Origin of the sequence: Fibrobacter sp. UWS1 (assembly GCF_002300445.1) — a bacterium.
In the GTDB taxonomy this organism is placed as follows: Bacteria; Fibrobacterota; Fibrobacteria; order Fibrobacterales; family Fibrobacteraceae; genus Hallerella; species Hallerella intestinalis.
Genome location: NZ_NSGW01000001.1, coordinates 1469027 through 1491859 on the forward strand (window position 1 = coordinate 1469027; position 22833 = coordinate 1491859).

17 protein-coding genes, 1 pseudogene and 1 riboswitch are annotated in these 22833 nt (G+C 45.5%); of the genes and pseudogenes, 5 read left to right on the forward strand and 13 right to left on the reverse strand.

All coding sequences use genetic code 11. The annotated features are described in order from the left end of the window. The first annotated feature begins 6 nt into the window (after positions 1 to 6). The 3 genes from BGX14_RS06115 (at position 7) to BGX14_RS06125 (ending at position 2450) form a co-directional block, all read left to right on the forward strand. Positions 7 to 1287, forward strand: a complete 1281-nt coding sequence (locus tag BGX14_RS06115; protein WP_255404511.1) for a DNA cytosine methyltransferase — start codon at positions 7 to 9, stop codon at positions 1285 to 1287. Positions 1288 to 1458: 171 nt separating this feature from the next. Continuing rightward, the gene (locus BGX14_RS06120) at positions 1459 to 2076 is read left to right on the forward strand and encodes a DUF5915 domain-containing protein (RefSeq protein ID WP_095879385.1); all 618 of its coding nucleotides are present in this window, start codon (positions 1459 to 1461) and stop codon (positions 2074 to 2076) included. Positions 2077 to 2174: 98 nt separating this feature from the next. After that, positions 2175 to 2450, forward strand: coding sequence for a UPF0175 family protein (locus BGX14_RS06125; protein ID WP_198951165.1), 276 nt, complete (start codon positions 2175 to 2177; stop codon positions 2448 to 2450). 351 nt (positions 2451 to 2801) lie between these two features. On the opposite strand, the gene tnpA is transcribed toward BGX14_RS06125, so the two are convergent. The 10 genes and pseudogenes from tnpA to BGX14_RS06180 all read right to left on the reverse strand — a co-directional run bounded on the left by tnpA (position 2802) and on the right by BGX14_RS06180 (position 15198). Further along, positions 2802 to 3125 carry an IS200/IS605 family transposase gene (gene tnpA, locus BGX14_RS06135; RefSeq protein ID WP_095879388.1) on the reverse strand — a complete coding sequence of 108 codons (324 nt, stop codon included), beginning with the start codon at positions 3123 to 3125 and terminating at the stop codon, positions 2802 to 2804. A 168-nt stretch (positions 3126 to 3293) separates the two neighbouring features. Beyond that, positions 3294 to 4880: a DASS family sodium-coupled anion symporter gene (locus tag BGX14_RS06140; RefSeq protein ID WP_095879788.1), complete on the reverse strand. Its 1587-nt coding sequence runs from the start codon at positions 4878 to 4880 to the stop codon at positions 3294 to 3296. A gap of 108 nt (positions 4881 to 4988) precedes the next feature. Beyond that, positions 4989 to 7559: an RNA helicase gene (locus tag BGX14_RS06145; protein WP_095879389.1), complete on the reverse strand. Its 2571-nt coding sequence runs from the start codon at positions 7557 to 7559 to the stop codon at positions 4989 to 4991. A gap of 234 nt (positions 7560 to 7793) precedes the next feature. Then, positions 7794 to 8057: pseudogene (locus tag BGX14_RS06150) on the reverse strand (RNA recognition motif domain-containing protein); the annotation flags it as partial. 54 nt (positions 8058 to 8111) lie between these two features. After that, positions 8112 to 8972 (reverse strand): radical SAM protein, encoded by an 861-nt coding sequence (locus tag BGX14_RS06155; RefSeq protein ID WP_095879390.1) that lies wholly within the window; start codon positions 8970 to 8972, stop codon positions 8112 to 8114. A gap of 78 nt (positions 8973 to 9050) precedes the next feature. Next, entirely contained in the window at positions 9051 to 10025 is a 975-nt protein-coding gene (locus tag BGX14_RS06160) for a hypothetical protein (RefSeq protein ID WP_095879391.1), read from the reverse strand. A gap of 143 nt (positions 10026 to 10168) precedes the next feature. Continuing rightward, complete coding sequence (gene gpmI / locus BGX14_RS06165; protein WP_095879392.1) at positions 10169 to 11803, reverse strand: 2,3-bisphosphoglycerate-independent phosphoglycerate mutase; 1635 nt, start codon at positions 11801 to 11803, stop codon at positions 10169 to 10171. A gap of 39 nt (positions 11804 to 11842) precedes the next feature. Then, positions 11843 to 13990: an excinuclease ABC subunit UvrB gene (gene uvrB, locus BGX14_RS06170; RefSeq protein WP_095879393.1), complete on the reverse strand. Its 2148-nt coding sequence runs from the start codon at positions 13988 to 13990 to the stop codon at positions 11843 to 11845. Positions 13991 to 14268: 278 nt separating this feature from the next. Further along, positions 14269 to 14607, reverse strand: a complete 339-nt coding sequence (locus BGX14_RS06175; RefSeq protein ID WP_073305988.1) for a cell division protein ZapA — start codon at positions 14605 to 14607, stop codon at positions 14269 to 14271. Between the two features lie 48 nt (positions 14608 to 14655). Then, positions 14656 to 15198, reverse strand: a complete 543-nt coding sequence (locus BGX14_RS06180) for a hypothetical protein (protein ID WP_095879394.1) — start codon at positions 15196 to 15198, stop codon at positions 14656 to 14658. Positions 15199 to 15495: 297 nt separating this feature from the next. Continuing rightward, a riboswitch (cobalamin riboswitch) is annotated at positions 15496 to 15680 on the forward strand. Between the two features lie 21 nt (positions 15681 to 15701). Here BGX14_RS06180 and BGX14_RS06185 point away from each other — a divergent pair. After that, positions 15702 to 17714 carry a TonB-dependent receptor gene (locus BGX14_RS06185; RefSeq protein ID WP_095879395.1) on the forward strand — a complete coding sequence of 671 codons (2013 nt, stop codon included), beginning with the start codon at positions 15702 to 15704 and terminating at the stop codon, positions 17712 to 17714. 60 nt (positions 17715 to 17774) lie between these two features. After that, complete coding sequence (locus tag BGX14_RS06190; RefSeq protein ID WP_143394169.1) at positions 17775 to 18959, forward strand: hypothetical protein; 1185 nt, start codon at positions 17775 to 17777, stop codon at positions 18957 to 18959. Positions 18960 to 19015: 56 nt separating this feature from the next. On the opposite strand, the gene BGX14_RS06195 is transcribed toward BGX14_RS06190, so the two are convergent. The 3 genes from BGX14_RS06195 to BGX14_RS06205 form a co-directional block, all read right to left on the reverse strand. Beyond that, on the reverse strand, positions 19016 to 19651 hold the full coding sequence (locus tag BGX14_RS06195; RefSeq protein ID WP_073305992.1) for an MBL fold metallo-hydrolase: 636 nt from the start codon (positions 19649 to 19651) through the stop codon (positions 19016 to 19018). A gap of 8 nt (positions 19652 to 19659) precedes the next feature. Further along, entirely contained in the window at positions 19660 to 21366 is a 1707-nt protein-coding gene (locus tag BGX14_RS06200; RefSeq protein WP_095879397.1) for an MAG1210 family protein, read from the reverse strand. A gap of 69 nt (positions 21367 to 21435) precedes the next feature. After that, positions 21436 to 22098, reverse strand: coding sequence for a LemA family protein (locus tag BGX14_RS06205; protein WP_073305994.1), 663 nt, complete (start codon positions 22096 to 22098; stop codon positions 21436 to 21438). Positions 22099 to 22833 lie beyond the last annotated feature (735 nt).

A 22833-nucleotide genomic window follows, 5' to 3' on the forward strand; every position in this document is an offset into this window, starting at 1 on the left:
ACACATATTGATGATGCCTCAGTTTTTTCATGGTTTTCTGAAATAGCAAATTTTCAGTCAAAGGTGCTAAAAGAGAAGTATCCGGCTGTAAAAAATTTAGGAGATATGAATAATATTCCCTCTTTGTTGTTAAATGGTGAAATTGAAGCACCTGATCTTATTTGCGGAGGAACTCCTTGCCAGGCATTTTCTTTAGCGGGAAATCAGAGAGGGCTGAATGATGATAGGGGTAATTTGACGTTAAAGTTCGTTGATATTATCAATGCAAATGATGTTGCTAGACGAAAAAAAAGAAAAAGTAGGTGCTGTGTTTTTTGGGAAAATGTGGAAGGCGTTTTGACGGATAAAACGAATGCTTTCGGTTGCCTTATAGCTTCTTTAGCAGGATTAAAAAAAATTCAGAATGTAAAAAGATGGCCTTCTTCTGGATTATTGGAAGGACCCGATAGAAATGTTGCTTGGAGAGTTCTTGATGCGAAGTATTTTGGATTGCCCCAGCAAAGAAGGCGTTTGTATGTTTTAGCAACCGGAAAAAATTATCATCCCGAACAAATCCTTTTTGAAGAAAGTTCTAATAAAAAATATGAATATCCGGTAGCTCCGCTATCCTTTTCAAAGGACGGACACCATTTTGAAGTATTTAGATCGTATTCCGATTGTCTTTATGCTGCATATGGAACAAAATGGAATGGAAATGCTGCTGCATACAACGGGTCATTATTTGTGGTGCAAGATGAACGAGTGAGAAGACTTTCTCCATTGGAATGTGAACGTTTAATGGGTTTTCCCGATGATTACACGAATATACAGGGTGCGAGGAAAACGAATCGATATCAGGCTGTTGGAAATTCATGGGCTGTTCCTGTTGTAAAGTGGATTGGCGACAGACTTATTAACGACAAAAAAATAGAATTTGTTGCGGGAAGGAATAGAAAATTTCTAAAATATGAAACGCTGTCAAAAAAAGCGTATTTGTATCATTTCGGTGATGGAAAAGTTGAATTAGCGGATAATAAGAAAGTCAACGCGTCTGTTGTACCAAGTCACTGTGTGTTTAAAACAATGCAGGATATTGTGACATCTGAAGTATCTCAAGATATTTATTTGTCTCCGGTTGGCTGTCATGGTATTTTGCGAAGAAAAAAAGAGCGGAATATCTCAATAAATCTGCGATTAGAGAAAGCACTAAAAAAAGTTTCGAAAATGATGAGCCCTGAGGACATCGAACGGAAATCTTTAGTTCAAAAAAGAGGCTCACGAGGAACGGCTGCTGTTCTAGATTTGTAGTTTTTCTGCGTTAGGGATAGTGACCCCTTGGGGCGGCGCTGTGGCGCCGTTTTAGGAGGTGGGCGACGAGCGTAGCGAAGTCGACTACCCCTAAAATATAGCCCGACCCACGAAGTGGGGAACGCCCTAAAAAAGAAGAACTCAACGTTCGCGAAATGAAGTTGGCACGAAGTGCAAACCAAGCTCGTGCAGCTCTCCGCTAAACCGAACTTCCTCGCCATCAAGGCGAAGGGCCCGGATTACGCGAAGAACATGAAGGTGATTTCTGCCAAGCTGAATTCGCTGACCGTCGATGAAATCAAGGCCCTGCTGCAGAATGGCGACAACCACGCAAGGCGAGAGTCGCGAGAAGACTTGTCTTCTCATGACCGAGCCGAAGAGGTTGGGCGCGAAGCGCAAACCATCAAGTTCGACTTCGGTGAAGTCGGCGCTGACTGCTTGATGCTCAACCGCATCGTGGCCGACGGCATGGCCGTGGAAGCCAACCAGCACTTCACCGTGGCTCTGGACCTCAAGATCACGGACGAACTCCGCCGCGCCTGCGTGGCCCGCGAACTCGTGAACCGCATCCAGAACCGCCGTAAGGACCAGAACTACGCCATCACCGACAAGATCGAAGTGACGCTGTTCTCCGCAAGCGACGTATTCAAGCAGGCCGTGGCTGAAAATGAAGCTTACATCGCCGGTGAAACTCAGGCTGTTGCGATTAAGTGGGCCGCTTCTGCCGATGGCCTCGAAGCCAACGACGCCGATGGAGAGGCGTTTGCGTTTACGACGGTAAAAGCCTAAATACTCTCAAAAAGATTCTAAAAACGCTCTTTCCTTGTTAAAGGGCGCTTTCTTTATTTGGTCTTTTGTTTTAAAAAGTGTATATTTATGGGTGAGGTATGAATATGCAAACCGCTACAATTGAAATAACAGCTGCAATGGAGCCTTATGTAAATAAGCGTGATATGTGGCTGAAACAACGTGCGATGCTCCTGTACCTCTATATTCAAAATGGGACTATTTCGCATGGCCGTGCCGCCGAGATTCTTGAACTGGATAAGTGGTCTCTTATCCAGTTGTATGGTTCTATGGGCATTCCGTATATTGACATGGACGAAGCGGAACTTGAACGTGACATTGCAAACGCTTTAGCTGCTTGCGGAGAGTCTAAGTGATTGTTGTCTCTGACACGACTCCGTTATTGACTCTGTTCAAAATTGGACGGATTGACGTTTTGAATAAACTTGGGCGTTTCGGCAAATGCTTTGCCGTCGCTCCCTAGCATTATCGCCGGGCGAATCTCGCCAAATGAAATTTCATTCGCCCAGCGTCCGTTCAGCCAAATTAAAATTTGTCCGAACCCTTCCGGGCGTCGGTCGCTAACGCATTTTTCACACCTACCGCAAAAGATTCCCGCCGGCATAGCCCTAGGATACCAGCAACGCGTAGCACGCGTTGACGGTTCTGACACTGGCGTTCGATCCCTACTGGCTGCCCGTAAACGGGCTATAGTTTACCCATCACGGTCAACTGTTCCCCAAATAATCTTCATCCAGCTGATGCTTGATATAGTTCGCTATCTTAGCCGCATTTTTGCCTGCCGTGTCGACATAGTAGCCGCGACACCAAAATTCCCTGTTCCTGTATTTGAACTTCAACTCGGGAAAGCGTTCGTACAACTGCAGGCTGCTTTTTCCCTTCAAGAAGCCCACCACGCTGGACACGGCATACTTGGGCGGGATTTCCAGCCGTCTCTCTCCGTAAAACACCTTCCGCCTGAATTTTGGGGCGAACACTATGTGGTATTTGCAGTTCCAGCTCGTATGAGCCATTGTTTTTATATTTTCCATAAATCCTCTAGTTGTGTCGTGATGCAGAGTACAGGCCGCATCGTAAAATTAGCTGGAGGATTTTTCATCACCGCCAAAAGGCTTCTTGGAACCACCTGCCTAGCTGATGGTTTTCGGTTTATACAAAAATAGCCCGGCGTCGCCGGGCTTCAAAGTCAAAAGAAGAAATTACTTCGCAGTGGAATCCGCTATTGCCGTGGCAGATGAATCAATCACTTGCAGGGTCGCAGAAGAATCCGCGCCGAGAGCGACTGTTGTATCCAATGTCGCAGCCGGAGCTTCTACCACGGCAGCCTTTGCCAGTTCCGATTTCGGTGTCGGCGTCCCAAAGAAGTTCAACTTTGCCAGCGCAAACATCATCACATAGACCAGAATCAAACCGATAATGCCGAGCAAGATGCCCGATTTCGCCATGCCATTCGTATCCACAAATCCCGTAGCATGAGCAAGAGCGTTAGGCGGCGTGGAAATCGGCATGCTCATGCCCAGCGAGCTTGCAAAAGCGACAGCTACGAGCAGAGCCGTCACGCCGCCGAGAGGCGCCAAATTATCCGCACAGTTCACTCCGACCACAATCAGAATCGGAACGAGCAGTGCCGCAGTCGCCGAATGGCTCATAAAGTTCGCCATAAAGAGGCAGATAATGCCGCAACCGACCAAAAGCGGGAACGCCGGCCAAGTATCAAACGGAATCGCACCAATCAAGTGGGCAGCAAGTCCCGTTTTTTGAAGCCCGACTCCCAGAGCAAAGCCACCGGCAACAAGCCAAAGAACATCCCAACTCATGGCGTTCAAATCTTTCTTGGTGATGACGCCCGTCAAAGCAAATACAGCAATCGGAATCATCGCGATGGAATAGTCGTTAATCCCGTGAATGCCTTTACCTAGCAGCCAAAGGACAACGCAAAGAGCAAAAGTCGCATAGACGATCAAAGCTTTCGGGCTCTTGTCAAAGCCGTCAGCACCTTCGATATTCAAGTCCATTCTTTTGGCAGAAATCGGGTAGATTTTCAGGATAATCACCCATGCGATAAGCATCATAATAATGACGTAAGGAACGCCGAAAGCCATCCACTGTCCAAAGGAGACGCTGTACCCCGCTTCGTTCAAAGCACCGAGTGCAATCGTATTCGGAGGAGTTCCAATCGGAGTGCCCATACCGCCGATGTTTGCACCAACCGGAATCGCCAGTGCGAATGCCGCTTTACCTTTGTCCTTGTCGTCAAAGAGTTTGAGCACCGGAGCCAAAATAGCAAGCATCATCGCAGCGGTCGCCGTGTTGCTCATGAACATCGAGAAAAACGCCGTAATCATCATCAAACCGATGAGGACAAATTTCGGATTGTGCCCGAATGGTTTTAAAAGAACGCGCGCCAAATTCAAGTCCATCTTGTATTTTGTAGCGGCTGCGGCAAGGAAGAAGCCGCCAAGGAACAGCATGATTGTCTGGTCCGACCAGGTGTTCATGATATCCTTGTATTTCATCGGTTCGACGCCTTCGACACGGAAAGGCAAGAAAGCCGAATTGGAAACCGTCAGAATCATCAGCACGATGACCAAAGTCGATGTCGTCCAAATGGGGAACGGTTGCAGAATCCAGTAGAGAGCGGCCATCACAAAAATGGCAATCACGCGAATTTCAATGGGGTTGAGGGTGTTGGGGCCGTCAATTCCCAAAGATTCGTAAGGAATAAAGAGGGCAGCAACCGCAAGGATTGTTGCAATGATGAATTTGATGAATTTTGCCTTAGTCATGCATTTGTCCATGGTTGGAATAGGGTCACTCGACTCTATTAAATGTCGGAGCCAAATCTAGCTATTTTAAAATGGACTGTCCATATTCCCGCACAGCGGAATGAAAAATTAGGCGATGGAACCGATACGATCTAGGCGGATAAGAGGCATCCCCGCTTCCCGGGATTCCTCCAAAGGAATGGAAAAATCGGCTTCCCAATCATTTACGTCCTCTTCGTCTTGCAAAATCTGTTGGATTTTCAATGCACTTGGCGTCCAAACTACAATGGAGTGCTTAACGGAACGCCCTTCGGCGTCCAAGCGGAAATTGCCATGTTCCGAATGAAATTCTAACAACAGCTCTTCAAGTCGATTCTCTGTCCAAGGAATGTTTTCGCCGTCGGCAACAACCTGCCCTTCAGATAAATCTTCGGAAAGAAGTTCTAAAGCCCCATCTATGTTGCGGTTTCGCAATTGCGAAAGGAATGCAAAAATTCGAGCGCGAGCATTTGCCACAAACTTTTTCTTGTCCAGCGTAACATCCTTGGACGCTTCATCGGCACGGAAAGCCTTTTCCTCTTTCATTTCTTCGGCGATAAATTCCGGATTTTTCAATCGTTCCCATTCTTCTAAAAGGCTGGAATCCGTGCGGCGAATCAATTCATCCAAGTAATTCTGGATTTCCAAAATTTCTTCGGTTTTAAACGAATCGGGAACGGTTTGCGCCAAAACTTTGTAAACGTAATTGATGTGCCGGAGCAGCAGAGCTTCCATTCGAGCCAATCCGTATTTTTTCACATAGCCGCTGAACGTATCAAAATTTTCAATCATTTCACGTACAATGGATTTGGGTTCCACATTTAAATCGCCAACCCAAGGATGTTCTTCGGCAAATGCGTTAAAAGTCGTATAGATAAAATCTCGCAGCGGTTTCGGGTATTCGACTTTGTCCAGTTCTTCTTGAATTTTATTGTATTCGGCGTGTTCCGCTTTGAGTTCTGCGTAACGAGCGTCCCTCGCTTTTTTCAGCTGCACCCGTAAAATAGATTCTGGATTTTCGACGATGGATTCGACCAAAGAAACAACGTCAAGAGCGAAGTCCGGACTTTCGGGAGACAGTTGGGGCAGCGTGTCCAGCAAATACAACGACAGCGGCTCGTTCATCGCAAAATCGTTTTGCAAATCCAAATTCACTTGGACGTGAGCCATTCCCTGTTGCGGGTTGGGAAGAAATTCGACGATATTTTTTTCAACGAGCGATCGGAACAATTGAAACGCCCGATGCATCAATTCTTTTTTGCGCTTGGCTGTTTCATGGCAGTCTCGAATCAATTTGCGCATGGCAGAGCAACCGTCCGTTTTACGGGAAAGTACGTTGATGAGCATTCCGTGCGAAACTTCGAATCGAGAGGTCAGCGGTTCGGGAGGGGATTCAATCAAACGCCGATAAATACTTTCGTCCCAAGGAACAAATCCCCGTTCGGGAGGTTTCCGTTTGACAAATTTCTTTCCGGTTTGAGAAGACTTTGCTGCCAATTTGGCATTTTCAATCACGTGTGCGGGAGCCTGTGCGACAACAAAGCCAATATCATCAAATCCTTTGCGGCCCGCTCGACCAGCAATCTGATGAAAATCTCTAGCGGCGAGAATCGCCGTTTTGTCGCCCGAATATTTGCAAAGCTGAGTAAAAAGAACGGTTCGAATCGGAACATTGACGCCGACGCCCAGCGTATCCGTGCCGCAGATGACTTTGAGCAATCCCTTTTGAGACAGCTTTTCGACAAGAATCCGGTATTTAGGCAAGAGCCCTGCGTGGTGCAAACCAATTCCCACTTTTAAAAAGCGTTTGAACTCTGGCCCGTAGGGACTTGAAAAACGGAAATGGTCGATTTCCTTGGCGATTGCCGCTTTCTCTTCTTTGGAACACAAATTAAGGCTCGTCAGGTTTTGCGCATTTTCTGCCGCAGACGCCTGCGTAAAATGCACAATATAAACAGGCGCCTTGCCGGAATTTACAAGTCCTTGAACCGTCGTAGAAATTTCATTCATTGAATAGGAAAAGTCCAAAGGAACCGGGCGCGTTTTTCCCGTTACCGTTACGCAGGGCTTTCCGTTCAAACGAGAAATAGCCTGTTCAAAAAAATCGGTTTTGCCAATTGTCGCGGACATCAACAAAAATCGCGTTTGGGGAAGAGTCAAAAGAGGAACTTGCCAAGCGACTCCGCGTTCCCTGTCCGAATAATAGTGAAATTCGTCCATCACGACATCTTGAATGTCTAACAATTCTCCCTCACCAAGTGCCCGATTCTCCAGGATTTCCGCAGTGCAGCAAAGAATGGGGGCCCCCATGTTGACGGTAGCGTCTCCGGTGGAAAGTCCTACATTTTCCGGTCCGAATTCTTTGCAAAGAGCCATCCATTTTTCATTGACCAGGGCTTTAATAGGGCAGGTATAAGCGGATCGCCGTCCGCAGGCTAGGCTTATAAAATGCAGAGCTTCTGCAACGAGAGACTTGCCGCTTCCTGTCGGCGTATTCAAAATGACGTTTTTGCCGTCGAACAATTCTAAAATGGCATTCTCTTGAGCTTCGTACAAATGAATGCCCGCTTCTTCAGTCCAAGTGAGAAATCGTCCGAGCAAATCCTCGGAAGAAAGGTGTTCATCTTTTTGTGGAAGATAGTATTGCAGATTTTTTGCCATTGCTTATAAAATAAAAAATGACATCTCTAAAAATTGCTTTGGCGCAGAAAAGGAAGAGCTATCCTCCCAATACTTCTCACCCCCTAACCACTGGCCATCGAGCACAAAGCACTTTTACCGATTTTTTAAAAATGAATTTTTAGAAGAAACCAAAAAAAAGACTGCAAATAAATGCAGCCTTTCAAAACGTTACGGTAAAGATGAAGAGGAATTATTCTCGTTGAATTAGAACTGGCGAGGAGGACGCGGTTCTTTCGGGCGAGCTTCATTGACTCGAAGCGCGCGACCGTTCGCTTCTTTGCCGTTCAGCTGTTCGATAGCTTTTTCGGCAACGGCATCATCTTCGATTTCTACAAAACCGAATCCTTTGCTGCGACCTGTATCGCGATCCATAACAATCTTTGCGCTTTTAACTTCACCAAATTCTTCGAAGAGTTTTTGAAGGTCGGCGTTGCGGAACGCAAAGGGAAGATTTCCAACATAAATGTTTTTCATAATGTATCCAGGCTGTTAAGTAAGCCTATTTTAAATAGTAGCACAATTTTAAAACGTTCAGTGGCGGTCCGGGGAAAATAAATGGCAATTTTCGCATCGATTTTTAGACGACATTGGATGAACAAATCGGTTTTCCGGATCCGGGCAAGGCTCCGTAGAACCATCAGGAAGGATCCAAAGTTCTTTGCCGGGAAATGGGCATTTTGCTCTGGACATCGCCGATTTGGGATATAAAAAAGTCCCCTCTACCACTAATGAAGAATTTTGAAATTCTTTGCGGTTCAAAAAATCTTCAGGGGAAACCGCTTCCTTTTTTTGCAAATCGTTTGCTGTAGAAAGGAAAACCGCTCGATTCAGTTTAACCCGATCCACGCCCAGTTCTTCGGCCATTTCCAATACGTTCATCACTTCTTGACGATTTGTTTTGCAAACCGCCATTTGCAGAGAAATCCTAGAAAGCCTTTCAACAGATTGAGACATTTTTTGTCGAATTTCCAAAAGTTTTTCTAAATTACTTCGATAAGAATCCACATTGATGCCTGGACAAAGACTGTCTAGTGTTTGTTGTTCCGTTCCCCAGCAACTGATTTTAATGTCGCTGGAAATCGGCAAAAGTTCCTGCGCCCATAGACGGACGCCCTTCCGGGGAAAGGTTCCGTTTGTTGTCAAGTTGAGTTTCAAATGCAATTTTTGAATCAACCTTTCCAGTTTTTCAAAAGAGGAATAAAGCAGAGGCTCCCCCATCGTACTGGGAATGACTTCTCGAATTCCTTGTGCGACATATTGGCGAATGGCGCGTTCAGCGATTTCCCAAGGCATTTCCCCTTTACCGTAAGGTGTTCCCTGTTGGCGCAAAAAACAGAGAGTACATTGCAGGTTGCACACGTCGGGATTTGTCAAAAGGGTGATTCGCAGCATTCAAATCCTTGCATTTGTCGTGGAGAGCATAAAAAAATTCCCGAATGAACGGGAATTTTTTGTTAGAAGGTGAAAAAATCACCACACGCCGAGAACAGTAATATCCATAGTAATGGAAGAACCTGCATTCTTCGGAGAGTGCGGCAAAATCACATAGAATCCCTTTCCAGTGGTTTCATCGTATTCCGGCGTCAAGACGATGTAGGAAGAAGTCAATTCAAAATCGTCCGCCACGACACCAGGAGTTCCTTTGTAACCGAAGTCGCTCATTTTCTTCGGATAATCCACGTAGTCGGCTCCGCTCTTGGTTTCTGGAACGATTTGCGAATAGCCCGCATTGATCAAGTTGCCATTTGTGTAGAGTACGGGATCACTACCAGACTTGCCCAAATACAAATCTAAGGTGGCGGCGTTCTCGTCTCGTTGCTGCTGGAAAATCAGGGTCTTGGAATCCAGATCCACGGCATTATGTATAGTGGCAGAGGTGGAAAGCGTAATCTCCCAGACAGATAATTCCGGATCGAAAATTTCTGCGGCACTGGAGCTGCTTTCTTCCACAACGCATTGTTTACTGAAAGGAATCGTGTCAATGGCGACAAAATCCTGCGAATCATTATGGCCATAAGCAATTACATAGGCAAACAGACTCCCACAATCCGAGAAAGAAGTTAGATCGAGAGCAGGCTTTAATGAATTAAGAGAAATTTGCTGAACCGGAGCGGTCAATTGAGAGAAAGAGAATGAAGAAGAAATCTGGATGTTTTCGGAATTGGCCAATTGGAATTCAATAGAATCGATGAAAGCCGCGGTGTCGATTTCGATAGCTGTCGAAATGACCCCTGTAAAGATAATGGATGTCGCCCCACTTGGCGAAGCGGCCATAGCTTGAAATTTTACTAAAGAATCTCCGCTTGTTTCAGGAAGTTCGACAGCCGCGGCGCTGCTGCTTGAATTTTCTGCCGGATCCGAACCGGACGAAGAATCGCTGCTACAGGCAACGAAGCCCAAAGATGCGACACAGGCGAACGCCGTCAAAGTTTTTTTCAAATTCATATCAAATCCTCTTTGAAATGTTTTTAGAGAAAATACACAATTTTTATGCCAAACGCACCATTTGTCCGTACGATTTTTCCTATTCTGCGAAAAAAGCCGGCACAAAAGCCGACTTTTCTTTCGAGAATTTTTGTTTTTAACGGTTATTTGATCAGGAGCATGGAATCGTCCCAAGATTCGTGTTTTTCGAACCCAAGAAGATTTGCAGTCGTTGCCGCCAAGTTGGAAAGTCCCCAGGAACCATCTTTCAAGGAAAGACGCCCGCCGGTCACGTTGTCGTACAAAATGCAGGGAACCGGATTCAATGTGTGAGAGGTTTTCGCCTTAATGGAACCGTCCTTGTTCGTTTTTGGAAGCCCGGTTTTCTTGTCCACATCGTACATTTCGTCGGCATTGCCGTGATCCGCCGTGATAATAGCGACGCCGCCCATAGCATCAATAACGGGAAGCAGACGGGCAAGTCCCAAATCAACGGCTTCGACAGCCATCGTTGCCGCTCGCAGACTTCCTGTGTGACCAACCATATCTCCGTTCGGGAAATTGCAGCGGAGAGTATTATATTTTCCGCTCTTTACCGCTTCGATCATCGCATCGGTAATTTCTGCGGACTTCATCCAGGGGCGCTGCTCAAACGGAACAACGTCGGAAGGAATTTCCAAATAGGATTCACCGTCAAATTTATTGGAGCGGTTGCCGTTCCAGAAATAAGTGACGTGCCCATATTTTTGCGTTTCGGAACAAGCAAATTGCTTGAGCCCCGCTTTGCTAAACCATTCGCCACTCGTATTTTCAATGGCTGGAGGCGGAACCAAAAAACGGTTCGGCAGCTTTAAATCGCCGTCATATTGCAACATTCCGGCATAGGTGACTTTCGGAAAACGAACTCTGTCAAATTCCACAAAGTGTTCTTCTTCAAAAGCGCGAGTGATTTCAATAGCGCGATCGCCGCGGAAGTTGAAGAAGACAACGGAATCGCCATCTTGAATGGTTCCCACCGGCGATCCATCTTTGGCAATGACGAAAGGCGGAAGATCCTGGTCGATAGCTTTCGTTTCAGCACGGAGCGTATTGATAGCTTCGGTCGTGCTGGCAAAGTAACGCCCTTCACCTAGAACGTGAGTTTTCCAGCCAAGTTCCACCATTTTCCAGTTCGCGTTGTAGCGATCCATCGTGATTTTCATACGTCCACCACCCGAAGCGATGCAGACATCAAATTCCGAAGAGCGCAATTCGCTTAAGAATTTTTCGAATGGTTCCACATAATCCAAAGCCGATGTTTCGGGCACGTCTCTGCCGTCAAGCAGAACATGGACGCGAACCTTCTTTACGCTTTCTTTTTTGGCTTCGGCGATCATCGCTTGCAAATGTTCGATATTGCTATGCACATTGCCGTCGCTGAAAAGTCCAATAAAATGAAGCGTGCTGTTTTTCGCACGGACGTTTTCTGTGATTTCTTTCCAAGCGTCGCGCTTGAACATTTCACCCGTCTGGATGGATTTGGCGACGAGCGCGGCACCCTGTTCGTAAACTTGGCCGGCACCAATGGCATTGTGTCCAACTTCGGAATTTCCCATGTCCGCGTCACTGGGCATTCCAACAGCGGTACCGTGCGCTTTCAAAAGGACATGGCTGTATTTTTGCATCAACGCGTCCAGAAATGGTTTGCGAGCTTGGGCTACAGCGTTTCCTTCTTCCTTGGGGCTATATCCCACACCGTCCATCACGATGGTGACAATGGGGCCTTGGATTCCATTAAAACCAGAAAGTTTTTTGAGCATTTTTATCTCCTCATTTGATTCAAATAAAATCTAAAAATTTTAACCTCTTTCGCGGATGATATCGCGCAAACGGGCGGCCTCTTCAAAGTCGAGTCGAGCGGCAGCCGCTTTCATTTTGGCTTCCAGTTCTTCAATGGTCGCATCTAAATCGGGGTCGGCGGCTTCGGGGGCAGCTGGGGAAATCTTTCCGCGTTTATTTTTCTTTCCCTTGTTCATAATGTCGCCAAGAGGATTGGGCATTTCCAAATCATCGTCCAATTTGCGGCTGACCGATTTTGGAGTGATTCCATGCTCCCGGTTAAACTCTTCCTGCAACGTACGACGACGTTGCGTTTCGGCAAGAGCCTTTTCCAAACTCTCCGTCATCATATCGGCAAAGAGAATCACCGTGCCGTTCACGTTGCGGCTTGCTCGCCCCATCGTTTGAATCAAGCTGCGGTAATTTCGCAAAAATCCTTCTTTGTCCGCGTCCAGAATAGCGACCAGCGAAACCTCGGGCAAGTCCAGTCCTTCGCGAAGAAGATTGATTCCGACAAGGACGTCAAAATCCCCTTTTCGCAAACCTTGCAGCAATTTATGCCTTTCCAAAGTTTTAATGTCGCTGTGCAAATAGCGGGCTTTGACATTCACCGAAGTGAGAAAGTCCGTCAAATCTTGCGCCATTTTTTTAGTCAGCGTAGTCACCAGCGTGCGTTCATTGCGAGCGGTAACTTCCGAAATGCGTTTTAAAAGAACATCCATTTGCCCTTGAACAGGGTAAAGTTCTGTTTTAGGATCCAGCAGTCCTGTCGGTCGGTTAATTTGTTCGACAATAGCCCCGCCCGTTTTTTGCAATTCATATTCTCCAGGAGTCGCACTTACAAAGAGGACTTTGTTTGGATACGCCGCTTCAAATTCCATAAAATTCATCGGTCGATTATCCAAAGCGCACGGCAAACGGAAACCATATTGTACCAGGTTCGTTTTTCGCGCCTTGTCGCCTTCGGACATTCCACCGATTTGCGGAACGCTGACATGGCTTTCATCAATCATCAAAAGCCAATCGTCGCCAAAATAATCCAGCAGCGTGAAAGGTCGAGTTCCTGGCATTCGTTCTTCCACAATTCGAGAATAATTTTCAATGCCCGAGCAAATTCCAGTCGCCCGAATCATTTCCATGTCATAATGCGTGCGGCTTTCCAGGCGAGCTCTTGCCAAGACCCGGGAATCGGCTTCGGACGTATTTCCTGATTTGCGGAATGCGGCCTCTTCTTTTGTCAATTCGTCGAGCCGTTCATTCAATTCCAGTTGAATATCTTGAGCAATTCGCTCTCTGGAATCTTCCCGCGTCACAAAATGCTTTGCAGGCGCAATCCGAATGTCTTGCAGTTCGCCTTTGGATTCGCCCGTCACCAAATCAAAGCGGCAAATCCTGTCGATTTCGTCGCCAAAAAGTTCAATGCGGATTCCCACATCGTCGTAGCTCGGATAAATTTCAATGACATCGCCTCGAACTCGAAAAGTCCCCCGATCTAGAGCAAAATCATTCCGTTGGTATTGAATGCGAACGAGTCTCATCAAAATCAAATCGCGCTCCATCGTCTGCCCAACTTGGAGGCGAACCATTAAATCGAAATATTCCCGTGGACTACCCAAACCATAAATGCAACTGACCGAAGCGACGATAATCGTATCGCGGCGAGTCAAAAGATTGGAAGTGGCACGCAATCGCAGTTTATCGATTTCATCGTTGATCGAAGCGTCTTTTTCGATATAGGTGTCCGTGTGGACAATATAGGCTTCTGGCTGATAGTAATCATAGTAGCTAACAAAATATTCCACCGCATTGTTCGGAAAGAACGCTTTGAATTCTTGATAGAGCTGAGCGGCCAAAGTTTTGTTGTGCGTGAGAACCAGAGTCGGTTTTCCGACATTCTTGATGACATTCGCCATTGTGAATGTTTTCCCGGATCCGGTTACTCCCAAAAGGCATTGGAATCGTTCTCCTCGGTCAAAATTTTCGGTCAGTTCCTGGATGGCTGCGGGCTGGTCGCCTGCGGCACCGTATGCGCTGTGCAAATCGAAAACCGCTCGGGTCGGTTCTAAAAATTGAGGGAGTTTCCCTGGAATGCTTTGTTCGGGAGAAAGCTTTTTTAAAAACGGTTTTTGATAAGGATCAGGACGAATGGATTTACGCGATCGAGCCATGAGTCCCAAAATAGAAAAAGAAGGCTAGCACCACGACTAAAAAAACAAAAAGGCATCCCCTCGGTATCTATACGCTCGAAGCTACTTCTTTGCAAAAATAGCCCTCCTTCCTTTTCAGTTTTTCAGGGTCATAGACCGGGCATAAACATCCAAGAAAGAGTTCGGAGCTGTTTGAATCATGTTAGATCGGGCATAACAACCGAAGGATGCCTCTTTTAATATACTCTGGAAAATAATTTGCCGCAATATCCCTATGTCTTTTTATTTCAAAAGATTTGTCATGGGTTTGTCATATTGTTAAATTCCGCCAATTTATCGTCCAACATAGAAGCCAAGACGCCAGCGATTTTTTGAGATTCTATATATAGATTTTTGTATTTGGCGTGTCGCTGCCGCATATCAAAGAGTTCGGACGTGATTTCCAGCGCCATCAAAAGGAGCGGTTTTCGAAAATTTGTGCAGGAATCTGCCCCCGCAAATGCCTGCATTTTATTTGTCACATAATCGACAATCGCAGAGAGTTCCGCATCGGTAAGGTCGGTCTGAATTTGAAACCGGTCTTTCCCGATTTCAATGTGAGTTACATGCAGGGGTGCGCCTTGAGAATCCGTTGTCATTTTAATCTCTCATTCCGATGCCAAACGAGTCGGTGGCTGCGAACCACCTTAAGCGAAAAAATCCGTCTGCGCAGACTCCTTGGCAGGCTCTTCCTGCTCGCCGTTTTCAGGTTCGACGCTCTGATTTTCTTCGTCCTGAACTTGTACGGGGATTTCCGTTCCAAGTTCGTTTTCGATAGTGGACAGCAAATTCTGGAATTTTTCTTGGGCGTTCTGGATTTCTTCGCCCTGTTCGCCGATAATTTTTTCCATTTCAGCCAATTTTTCTTCTTTTTCGGCAAGGGCGGCTTTCAGGGATTCCAACTCGGCGTCCCGTTCCGCAAGGGTGCTTTGGAGAGACTCGGCTGCGGTCTTTTTCGATTCAAGCTCTGCGGCTTGACTTTCCAATTCTCCGTTCTTGTTGGAAAGTTCTTCTTGAAGTTCTTCTATTCGGCGCGCTTTTTCATTAACGTCCGCTTGCAATGCTTGATTGCTGTTGGTGGATTCCTCGATCATTTTATCGGCGTTTGCCTTTTCGTTTTTCAAACGGCGCATCGCCTCGAGCATGGATTGAATTTTCTGAGAAAGGGTATCCAAATTTTCCAGATTCATATTTTAAAAACTCCTTGTGGTCTATTTAAAATATATAAAGTTTTGCAGTAGGGGAACGAAAAAGCTTTTTGCTTTTGACCTTCTATAAAAGTTGTCAGTGGTTAGTTGTTGGTGGTTGGCGAGCTTTGACAATCGGTCCCTGAGCCTGCCGAAGGGCAGGGACCGATAACCGAACCAAAGCTATTTTTAGAGATGCTCTAAAGTGAATTTGCGCTTTCCCCATCGTTTTTCATATCGTTTAATAACTATATTTGCGCCAAAATGTTTTTGTGCCCTGAAAAGCCTTTTGCAAATCCAAGTCGGCTGAATGCGGCTTGTTTTGCAAGAGAGAGAATCCGGTGAAAATCCGGAACGGTCCCGCCGCTGTAAGGGAAGACGAAATCGGTAAATTTCAAAACCAGTGTGAACGAAAGTCCATGCGAAGGAACCGAAAGTAGGACGAACCCCGAGTCAGAAGAACTGCAAAAACAACAGCTCCGCTCCAAACGGAGATCCGAGGATAAATGCGAAAGACATTTCACCTGGATGTTGCCGACGCAACTCGTCTTGCTGTCATTTTAATGGCGGCATTGTCGATTTGTGCTATGGCGGCTACCATTCAAGATTTAGGCGTATCCGAAGTAACGCTTCCCCCGCCGACTCCTGCCGACGTTTCTCCGAGCTACGAAGAAATCACAGCGGAAGCGTGGGAAGGGCGTGGGCTTTCCGCTGCCGAAATTCTGTCGGCGTTACCGGGAATCCAAAGTTACAAACAAGGGGGATTGGGCAGTTTTCAAACGGTCAGCATCCGGGGAATCGCGGCAAAAAATATTTTGATTTGCTTGGACGGTATTCCGTTGAATGACGCCAGTGGCGGTGCTGTGGATCTTGGAAGCATTGATTTAAACAGCGTGGAAAAAATTGAAATTTACAAGGATCGGGTGCCTATTAAATTTGGAGGTTCCGGTCTTGGCGGCGTCGTCAACTTTGTGACCAAAAAAGCGTTACCCGCTCTGAAAGGTCGTATTCTGGCAAGTTATGGCAGCCATAATACTTGGGAGGGCGCAGCACAAGTCGCCATTTCTCCTAAAGACAGCATCCATTTTTCGGCAGCGATTTCCGCACGGCACAGCGACAATGATTATGAATTTACCAATCGCAATGGAACTGCCTATAATAGTGACGACGATTTTACAGACACGCGAAAAAACGCCGAGTTCTCTGAATATTCCGGTAATTTTCAATATCGGATTTTGCATAGCAATAATTTATTTTCCACCGTTTCCGCCCATTTGATTTATACGGAAGCAGGGAATCCTGGGCACGAGAGTTCGCAAACCAAAGTTGCAGATTTTGTCGGGCAGTATTCCCAATTGGGCTATCGTCTGGAATTTCCCATCTTGTGGAATTGCTTTCTTTTAGAAACGGGCGTCGTGGCGGATTTTGAAAAAAATATTTCATCTTCTTATTACCCTTTGGATAATATCGGTTACAGCAATTCGGACTATGTGGAATATGGACTGGCCGGGTACCGCTTGCATCCCGAAATACAAGGTTCTGTAATTTTGGGCAAAATCGAAAGCTCCTTTCGCTTGGCGGGAAGTGCGGAAAGTTGGGGCGCTCGCGGAAGCGTTCAAGATTTTGGCATCACTCGATACAGCGGTTCCTTTTCAGCAGGATTGGACATTGCCATTTTTCAATGGCTGTCAGCTCTTGCCGAAGGAAGCTTTGTAAAAAATATCGACGAGATTGATGGAGGCAAACTTTTGTCTCCCACAGGAACAATTTCCATTGAAGAGTCAAAAGACCGAGAAATGAACGCATCGGCATTTGCGCAACTGCGATTTGGAAAAAAAGAATCCCTTTGGGGTGGGCACATTTCCGTGGGACGTTTTTTTCGAGAGCCACAGTTGATGGAACTCTATGGCGTTTATCGCGGAGTCCTTTCCAATCCAGATTTAAAAAATGAAACGGCTATCCGTTTTGAATCGGGCGGATTTTTGCAGACGCCTTCTCGGAAAACGATTTTTCGGGCAGTTTGGTTCAGTACATTTTTAGAAAACGGAATTTATTGGGCATCTACGGTCAATGCCATGAAAGCCTACAATGCGAGCACTGCCCGCATTTACGGAATCGAATTAGAAATGAAAAGCAGACCTGTATCATTTTTTGAAACGGTTTTGCGGGGAACGATTCAGAATCCGCGAGATAGAGGCCATATTAAAATGTACAGTGGGAACCTTTTGCCCGGCGAACCCGTTCACAGTTATTTTGTCGAAGGAAAATTTTTCCTGCCGTTCGGATTGGATTTAACATTTGACGTAAATTATCGATCCCGGATTTTTAGCGATCGAATCAATCAAACTCGCCAGCCCGCAACAGCGCGTTATAACGCCGCGCTAGGTTTTTCACCGTGGGAAAAAATGCGCTTCATTTTCGGCATCACCAATATCTCCGACGAAACTTTTACCCATTTTTATTCCCCTTATCCCGTACCCGGCAGGGAGTATAAAATTTCTTGGATTCAAAAATTCTAACCCAAACTCTAACCCATTTCCCGTTCAAACCGGGAATGTCACTTAACAAAAGGATACGACATGAATCACAAAATATACACCTTGATTTTAGCATCTTCTTTTGCTCTGTTTTTAGGAGCGTGTAGCGAAAGCAGCAGCTCTCCCGATTGCGAAGAAGATTGCATGGAAGAAATGTCTTCTTCTGGAGAAGAAAGCAGCTCTTCAGAAGAAGAATCCTCATCCAGTTCGGTCGTTTATTTGAACACGACCCCGAATCTGGCGGATTTAGAAACTTCTGGTGATACATTGTTTGCCATTTTCCAGCGTCAAAGCGACGATTTTTCGGCGATGGACAAAGGGCTTCTCGCCTTGTACAACTTGAAATCGGGAACACTTTTGGACACCATTTGTCTGCAAACAAAAAATCCTTCTGCGGTCAAAGTTTCCAATGGCGAAGTTTATGTTTCAACCAATGGCGAATACGATCAAAATTATAATTTGCCCGCGGACGAAAATCGAGGAATCGAAAAAATCAATTTGAAAGAAAAAACATCTGCACTTTGGGTGAGTGGCACAAAACTCGGTGGCGGAGCCTCTGATTTTATCATCAATAAAAAGACGGGGAAAGGTTATGTTGCCGTTTATAAATCCTATGGAAACACGCCTCTCGTTGAAGTGGATCTTTCGACAAAAGCGACAAAAATCATCGATGGGATTCAAGACGCATCGGGTTCTTTGGAATATGATGAAAATGAAAATCTCATCTATGTTGGCGACCGCTTCATGGACTGGACGACATTCGTTATGCACATCGGCGTATTCTCTTATGACGGAAAAAATCTTCTTGCCATTTCAGATGCAGATCCAGAAGAAGAAGTTCGTATGCCCTATAGCATCAAATCCGTTCAAGGCAAGCCTTATGTTTTCGTCACCGATTTCCAGAGCGGGAAATTTTATGCGAATTATCAGGACTCTGAATCCGACGGCGTTTCCTTTTGGCAAGATTCCAAATTGGTAACAGCCAACGGGAAGCTCTATCTTATGGAGCGCAACTCGCCATCTTCCCTTGCCGAAATGGACTTGACAAACGGTAAACCGGTTTGGCAGACTTCGTTAGGAAACGGCAATCCTTATGATTTAGTCGCAGCGGACGAGGGTTCTCTTTGGGTTGCTTTTTACGACATCGCGGAGCTTCGCAAAGTTTCCGCTCAAAACGGCAAAACCATAGAATCCATTTCTACGGCAGAATTCTGCATGCGCAAATAGCGGTGACTTAAAAAAATCGATTGCAATATCCATTTTTAATTTTCGCGAACCAAATTTTATCTATCCGAATTTACGGCAATCCAATTCTCGTTGGGTTGCCTTGTTGCATAGACGGATTCCAAAAATTGCAGGACGGAATTTTTTTCGCGAGGAACGAATCTTTTGTGACTCATCCAGAAAAAATCGACATCCAGCGCGTTTAAAAATCGGATTTGCGCTTCGAGCAGCTGCACGTTGTATCTATCGGGAGTTCCATGGCCGACAGCGGGGTAAGTGGCATCGCCTAAAAAAGCGTTTCTTCCAATGCAGAGCAGTAAAGATCCTTTGGCATGGCTGCTGGGAATAGGCAAAATTCGAATTTTTTCTCCATCGTCAAATTCAACGGAGGCTTCAATTGAAGTTCCTAAATGGAAATGCTTCCAAGTTTCTTTGCTGACAAAAAGATTGTCATAGTGCAGCCTTGGCAAATTGGCGCAATGATCCTGATGAAAATGCGAAATGATGATGTTCTTTTGCAACTTTATCCCGCAAAAATTTTCATCCAAATTTTCAATAAAATTTTTTGCCCCATCACTTGCGCCTACGTCAAAAATCCACCATGCGGAATTTCCCAAAAAAGCATATACATCTGCACTTAAAGGAGAATTTCTGTTCGCATAGGACGCGGCGAAATGACGTAACCGAAAATCCATAGAAAAATTCAAATTCGAGCAAAGATTCCACGGCGACAAATCGTATTGGCGGATTCTGGAAGATATTTGCACACAAGTCCTTGATTCATTTCTTCTTTCTCTTCGATAATCATGGTGGTCGTTTTACTTACCGGCAAATATTCAATCCATTGGACAGGAACAGAATGGTAACGTCCGTCGCCACCAAAAACCTGCACCCGCTCTGTACGCGGTTCGCCCCGGAAACCAAAAGCGGTCACATCGATAGCGGATTTTCCAGAAGGCATTTCTTTTTTCAAAGTTGTTTTTAAAATGTTGTCCGTAACGCATTGGGCATGCTGAAATTGCGCTTCGCCTAAATAGTTGGCAAGAGATTCCCATTCCCATGAAGAAGATTTCTTTTGGGAATCCGCATAGATATTTTTTCGGGTTCGCATTTGTTGATAGAGCGGAATGGCGAGAAGAGGGGCCATAGCAAAATAGACAGAGCGAAAATATTCTTGATTCAGGCGCACAAAATTTTTTTTGCAGCGATTGAAATCATAGTCGGCGAATTGAACTGGGTTCGTGTCCAAAGTAGAGCCGGTCAAATGCCTAGGGAAAATCGCATTGATTTTTTTCTGTTTGAAGAAAATGAAATCGTCGCCATAGGACAGCGTTTTATCTTTGATCAGCGAAAGCATCTGCTTTTGAGCAAGGGCTGTAAAGAGCAGACGGTATTCCACTTCGTCGGTGCGATCCTTGGTTTCAAAAAGCGTTTCAAATTCGTGATTGTTCATCAAAGTGTATTGCGATTCGTCTTTGAGATTCTGCGAAAATTTTTTCAACTCCTTCAATTTCTTTTTCCGGCGGAAATTCTGCAAAAAGCCGTCGTCCGTCAACTGCGAACGATTGCGAGTAAATTCCAAATGCGGTGCCGCATCATTTCCGTAAAGGACAAATCCGACATTGCTGTATTCCGGATAGGGCTTTGTGATGCTCGCCGTTAAAACCTGGGAACGACGCACCATTTGCCGCTTGCCGTTGGGACCTATGGAAGATGCGTACCAGGAAATGGTCCTTCTACCCGTATAGGTTTTACAGCCCATTTTGAACGTCTTGGAATCGGCGACAACAAACGGGTTGCCGTTGATTTCCCCGCTCTGCGCAAATAAGATAGAAGAATTTTCGTTAAGGGAACCGTCGTAACCAAATTCATTTTCCAGTTCGGCAAGCCTTGTTTGCGTAAAGAAGGGGTCAAATTCCAAATTCGGTACGGTTTTTTGAATCAGCTTTGCAGGAATATCCCAACCAAATAAATCATTCAGAGGTTGCATAATCTGCAGAGCTTCTTCTTTTTTCTTTTGAATGTCCGCTTCTAAAGATTGAATTTTCCCGTCAAGCTGATGAATGGTCTTATTGAGGAATGCCAAAATATAAAAGAGGAGAGCTCCAGCGGCAACAAGTCCGATAATTCCCGGCGTAGTCTGCTCCGTAATGGGCCAAATCAAAGCAGAGCCAACGGCAAAAATCCCGCAGATAATTCGTAAAATCCCCCAATGCGAGCGGGAAGTCGCCAAAGAATCCCGCTCATTGGATTGGTTGAAAATTTCTAGACACAACGACTGATTTTTTTCTTTGTCAATTTTTGCCTGCTTGAACAATTCGTCAAACGCTTCTTGCGCATTTTTCAAGAACAAGTCGCAATACTCGTTCTTGTAACGTTCCAGCGGGTCGTAAACAGTCGTTTGCATCATATTCGTAAAAATAGACCGCCCCAAATAAAGAGAAACGGCGGTCAGGATTTGTTCAAATCAGAAAGCTTGTTAAAAGAATGTTTCCCTAGCGCGGGCTTTCGTTTCTGCGGATGCCGTAAACGGAATACGAGTCGTGTATCCTGCGCGAGCGGCGACAATCTGCTTGGTCGGCCAAGAAAACACGTCTGCGTTCCATTGGTTTACCGTGTCGTTGTAAAGGCTGCGTGCTGCGGTGATTTCACGCTGCAAATAATCATTCTGCTGCATGGCGTCAGCAATCGCTTTGTGCGCTTTCAGTTCGGGGTACGCTTCCACTTGCGGGAAAAGGCGTCCAAAGCTGCGATCCAAATCGCGGGACACCGTATTGCGGGCTTCTTCAGAGAGGTGCCCGCCTCGAAATGCGGCGACGGATTTCATCACGTCTTTGTCCAAATCGATGGCCTTATTGACGAGCGGCGCTACGTTTTGCAAAATCTGCACGCGTTGTTCTAGATAATTATCGATAGTCGAAGCGTCTGCCTGAATTTTTTGCTGCAACTGCATAAAATAATTCTTGGCTCCGATTTTCATAAACAGAAAAATGATTCCAGGCAGAATGCCGCAAAGCCAAAGCAGAATTTCAAAAAGGGTAGAGCCGAATCCGACACGGACGGGCAGTTGCTTTTCGATGACGTTAATGTCTCGGCCTGCCGCATTTACGGGACCGCTCATTTCATCCAGTTCATTTGCCATATAAAAACTCCTTTTTATTTCTTATTCAAATTTAAAATAATATCCTTTGAATCGATTTGCGAAATTTTTTAGGGAATTATATATGGCCATTTTCTAAAAATTATTTTGGAAAAGAATAATCGAGCGACGGCAAGACTAGAAAAAAATTCAGCGCAACCATCTCCCCGAAATGAATTCTTATTAAAACGTTTTAGCGGACAGGTGTGATTTTTAATTATATATGCAAAATTTCTCTTTAGAGTTCAGGAATAATCACGACATGAGCATATTAAATAAACGGGTATTATATAGAAAGTTTCACCGCAAGCGTGGGCGGGGTATAAACGGACTACACCCCGGAATGTGAGTTAGTATCTTTCAATTTCTTCAGTGATTTGATGAATTTCGTAGGTCAAATCGCGATTACACTCTTTTGCTTCTTTTCCGGCCCCATTAAAAAGCATACAGGTTTAAATCTTTGCTTCGGAATCATTAAGTGTTAAACGTTTTAGTTCCCTAGATGCAATAGTTTCTCCGTGGGTTATATCTAGGCATAATTCGTTATGATAATAGCGGTTATCATCACCCATTTCTTTTGCGCAAAAACCATAAACAGGCTGCAAAAATCACGAAAGGAAGCGCAATGGAAAAACTTTCAATAAGCCGCCTTGAAAAAACAATTTTCCTACTGAATTAGAATCCCGATTTCAGCGAAAAACGCCCTTCCTACTGAATTAGAAAGCCGACTCCGGCGAA

Coding starts and splice junctions, on each gene's coding strand:
- BGX14_RS06125 (WP_198951165.1), top strand. CDS start 2,175: ATGAATATGCAAACCGCTACAATTGAAATAACAGCTGCAATGGAGCCT.
- tnpA (WP_095879388.1), bottom strand. CDS start 3,125: ATGGAAAATATAAAAACAATGGCTCATACGAGCTGGAACTGCAAATAC.
- BGX14_RS06140 (WP_095879788.1), bottom strand. CDS start 4,880: ATGACTAAGGCAAAATTCATCAAATTCATCATTGCAACAATCCTTGCG.
- BGX14_RS06145 (WP_095879389.1), bottom strand. CDS start 7,559: ATGGCAAAAAATCTGCAATACTATCTTCCACAAAAAGATGAACACCTT.
- BGX14_RS06155 (WP_095879390.1), bottom strand. CDS start 8,972: ATGCTGCGAATCACCCTTTTGACAAATCCCGACGTGTGCAACCTGCAA.
- BGX14_RS06160 (WP_095879391.1), bottom strand. CDS start 10,025: ATGAATTTGAAAAAAACTTTGACGGCGTTCGCCTGTGTCGCATCTTTG.
- gpmI (WP_095879392.1), bottom strand. CDS start 11,803: ATGCTCAAAAAACTTTCTGGTTTTAATGGAATCCAAGGCCCCATTGTC.
- uvrB (WP_095879393.1), bottom strand. CDS start 13,990: ATGGCTCGATCGCGTAAATCCATTCGTCCTGATCCTTATCAAAAACCG.
- BGX14_RS06175 (WP_073305988.1), bottom strand. CDS start 14,607: ATGACAACGGATTCTCAAGGCGCACCCCTGCATGTAACTCACATTGAA.
- BGX14_RS06180 (WP_095879394.1), bottom strand. CDS start 15,198: ATGAATCTGGAAAATTTGGATACCCTTTCTCAGAAAATTCAATCCATG.
- BGX14_RS06185 (WP_095879395.1), top strand. CDS start 15,702: ATGCGAAAGACATTTCACCTGGATGTTGCCGACGCAACTCGTCTTGCT.
- BGX14_RS06190 (WP_143394169.1), top strand. CDS start 17,775: ATGAATCACAAAATATACACCTTGATTTTAGCATCTTCTTTTGCTCTG.
- BGX14_RS06195 (WP_073305992.1), bottom strand. CDS start 19,651: ATGGATTTTCGGTTACGTCATTTCGCCGCGTCCTATGCGAACAGAAAT.
- BGX14_RS06200 (WP_095879397.1), bottom strand. CDS start 21,366: ATGATGCAAACGACTGTTTACGACCCGCTGGAACGTTACAAGAACGAG.
- BGX14_RS06205 (WP_073305994.1), bottom strand. CDS start 22,098: ATGGCAAATGAACTGGATGAAATGAGCGGTCCCGTAAATGCGGCAGGC.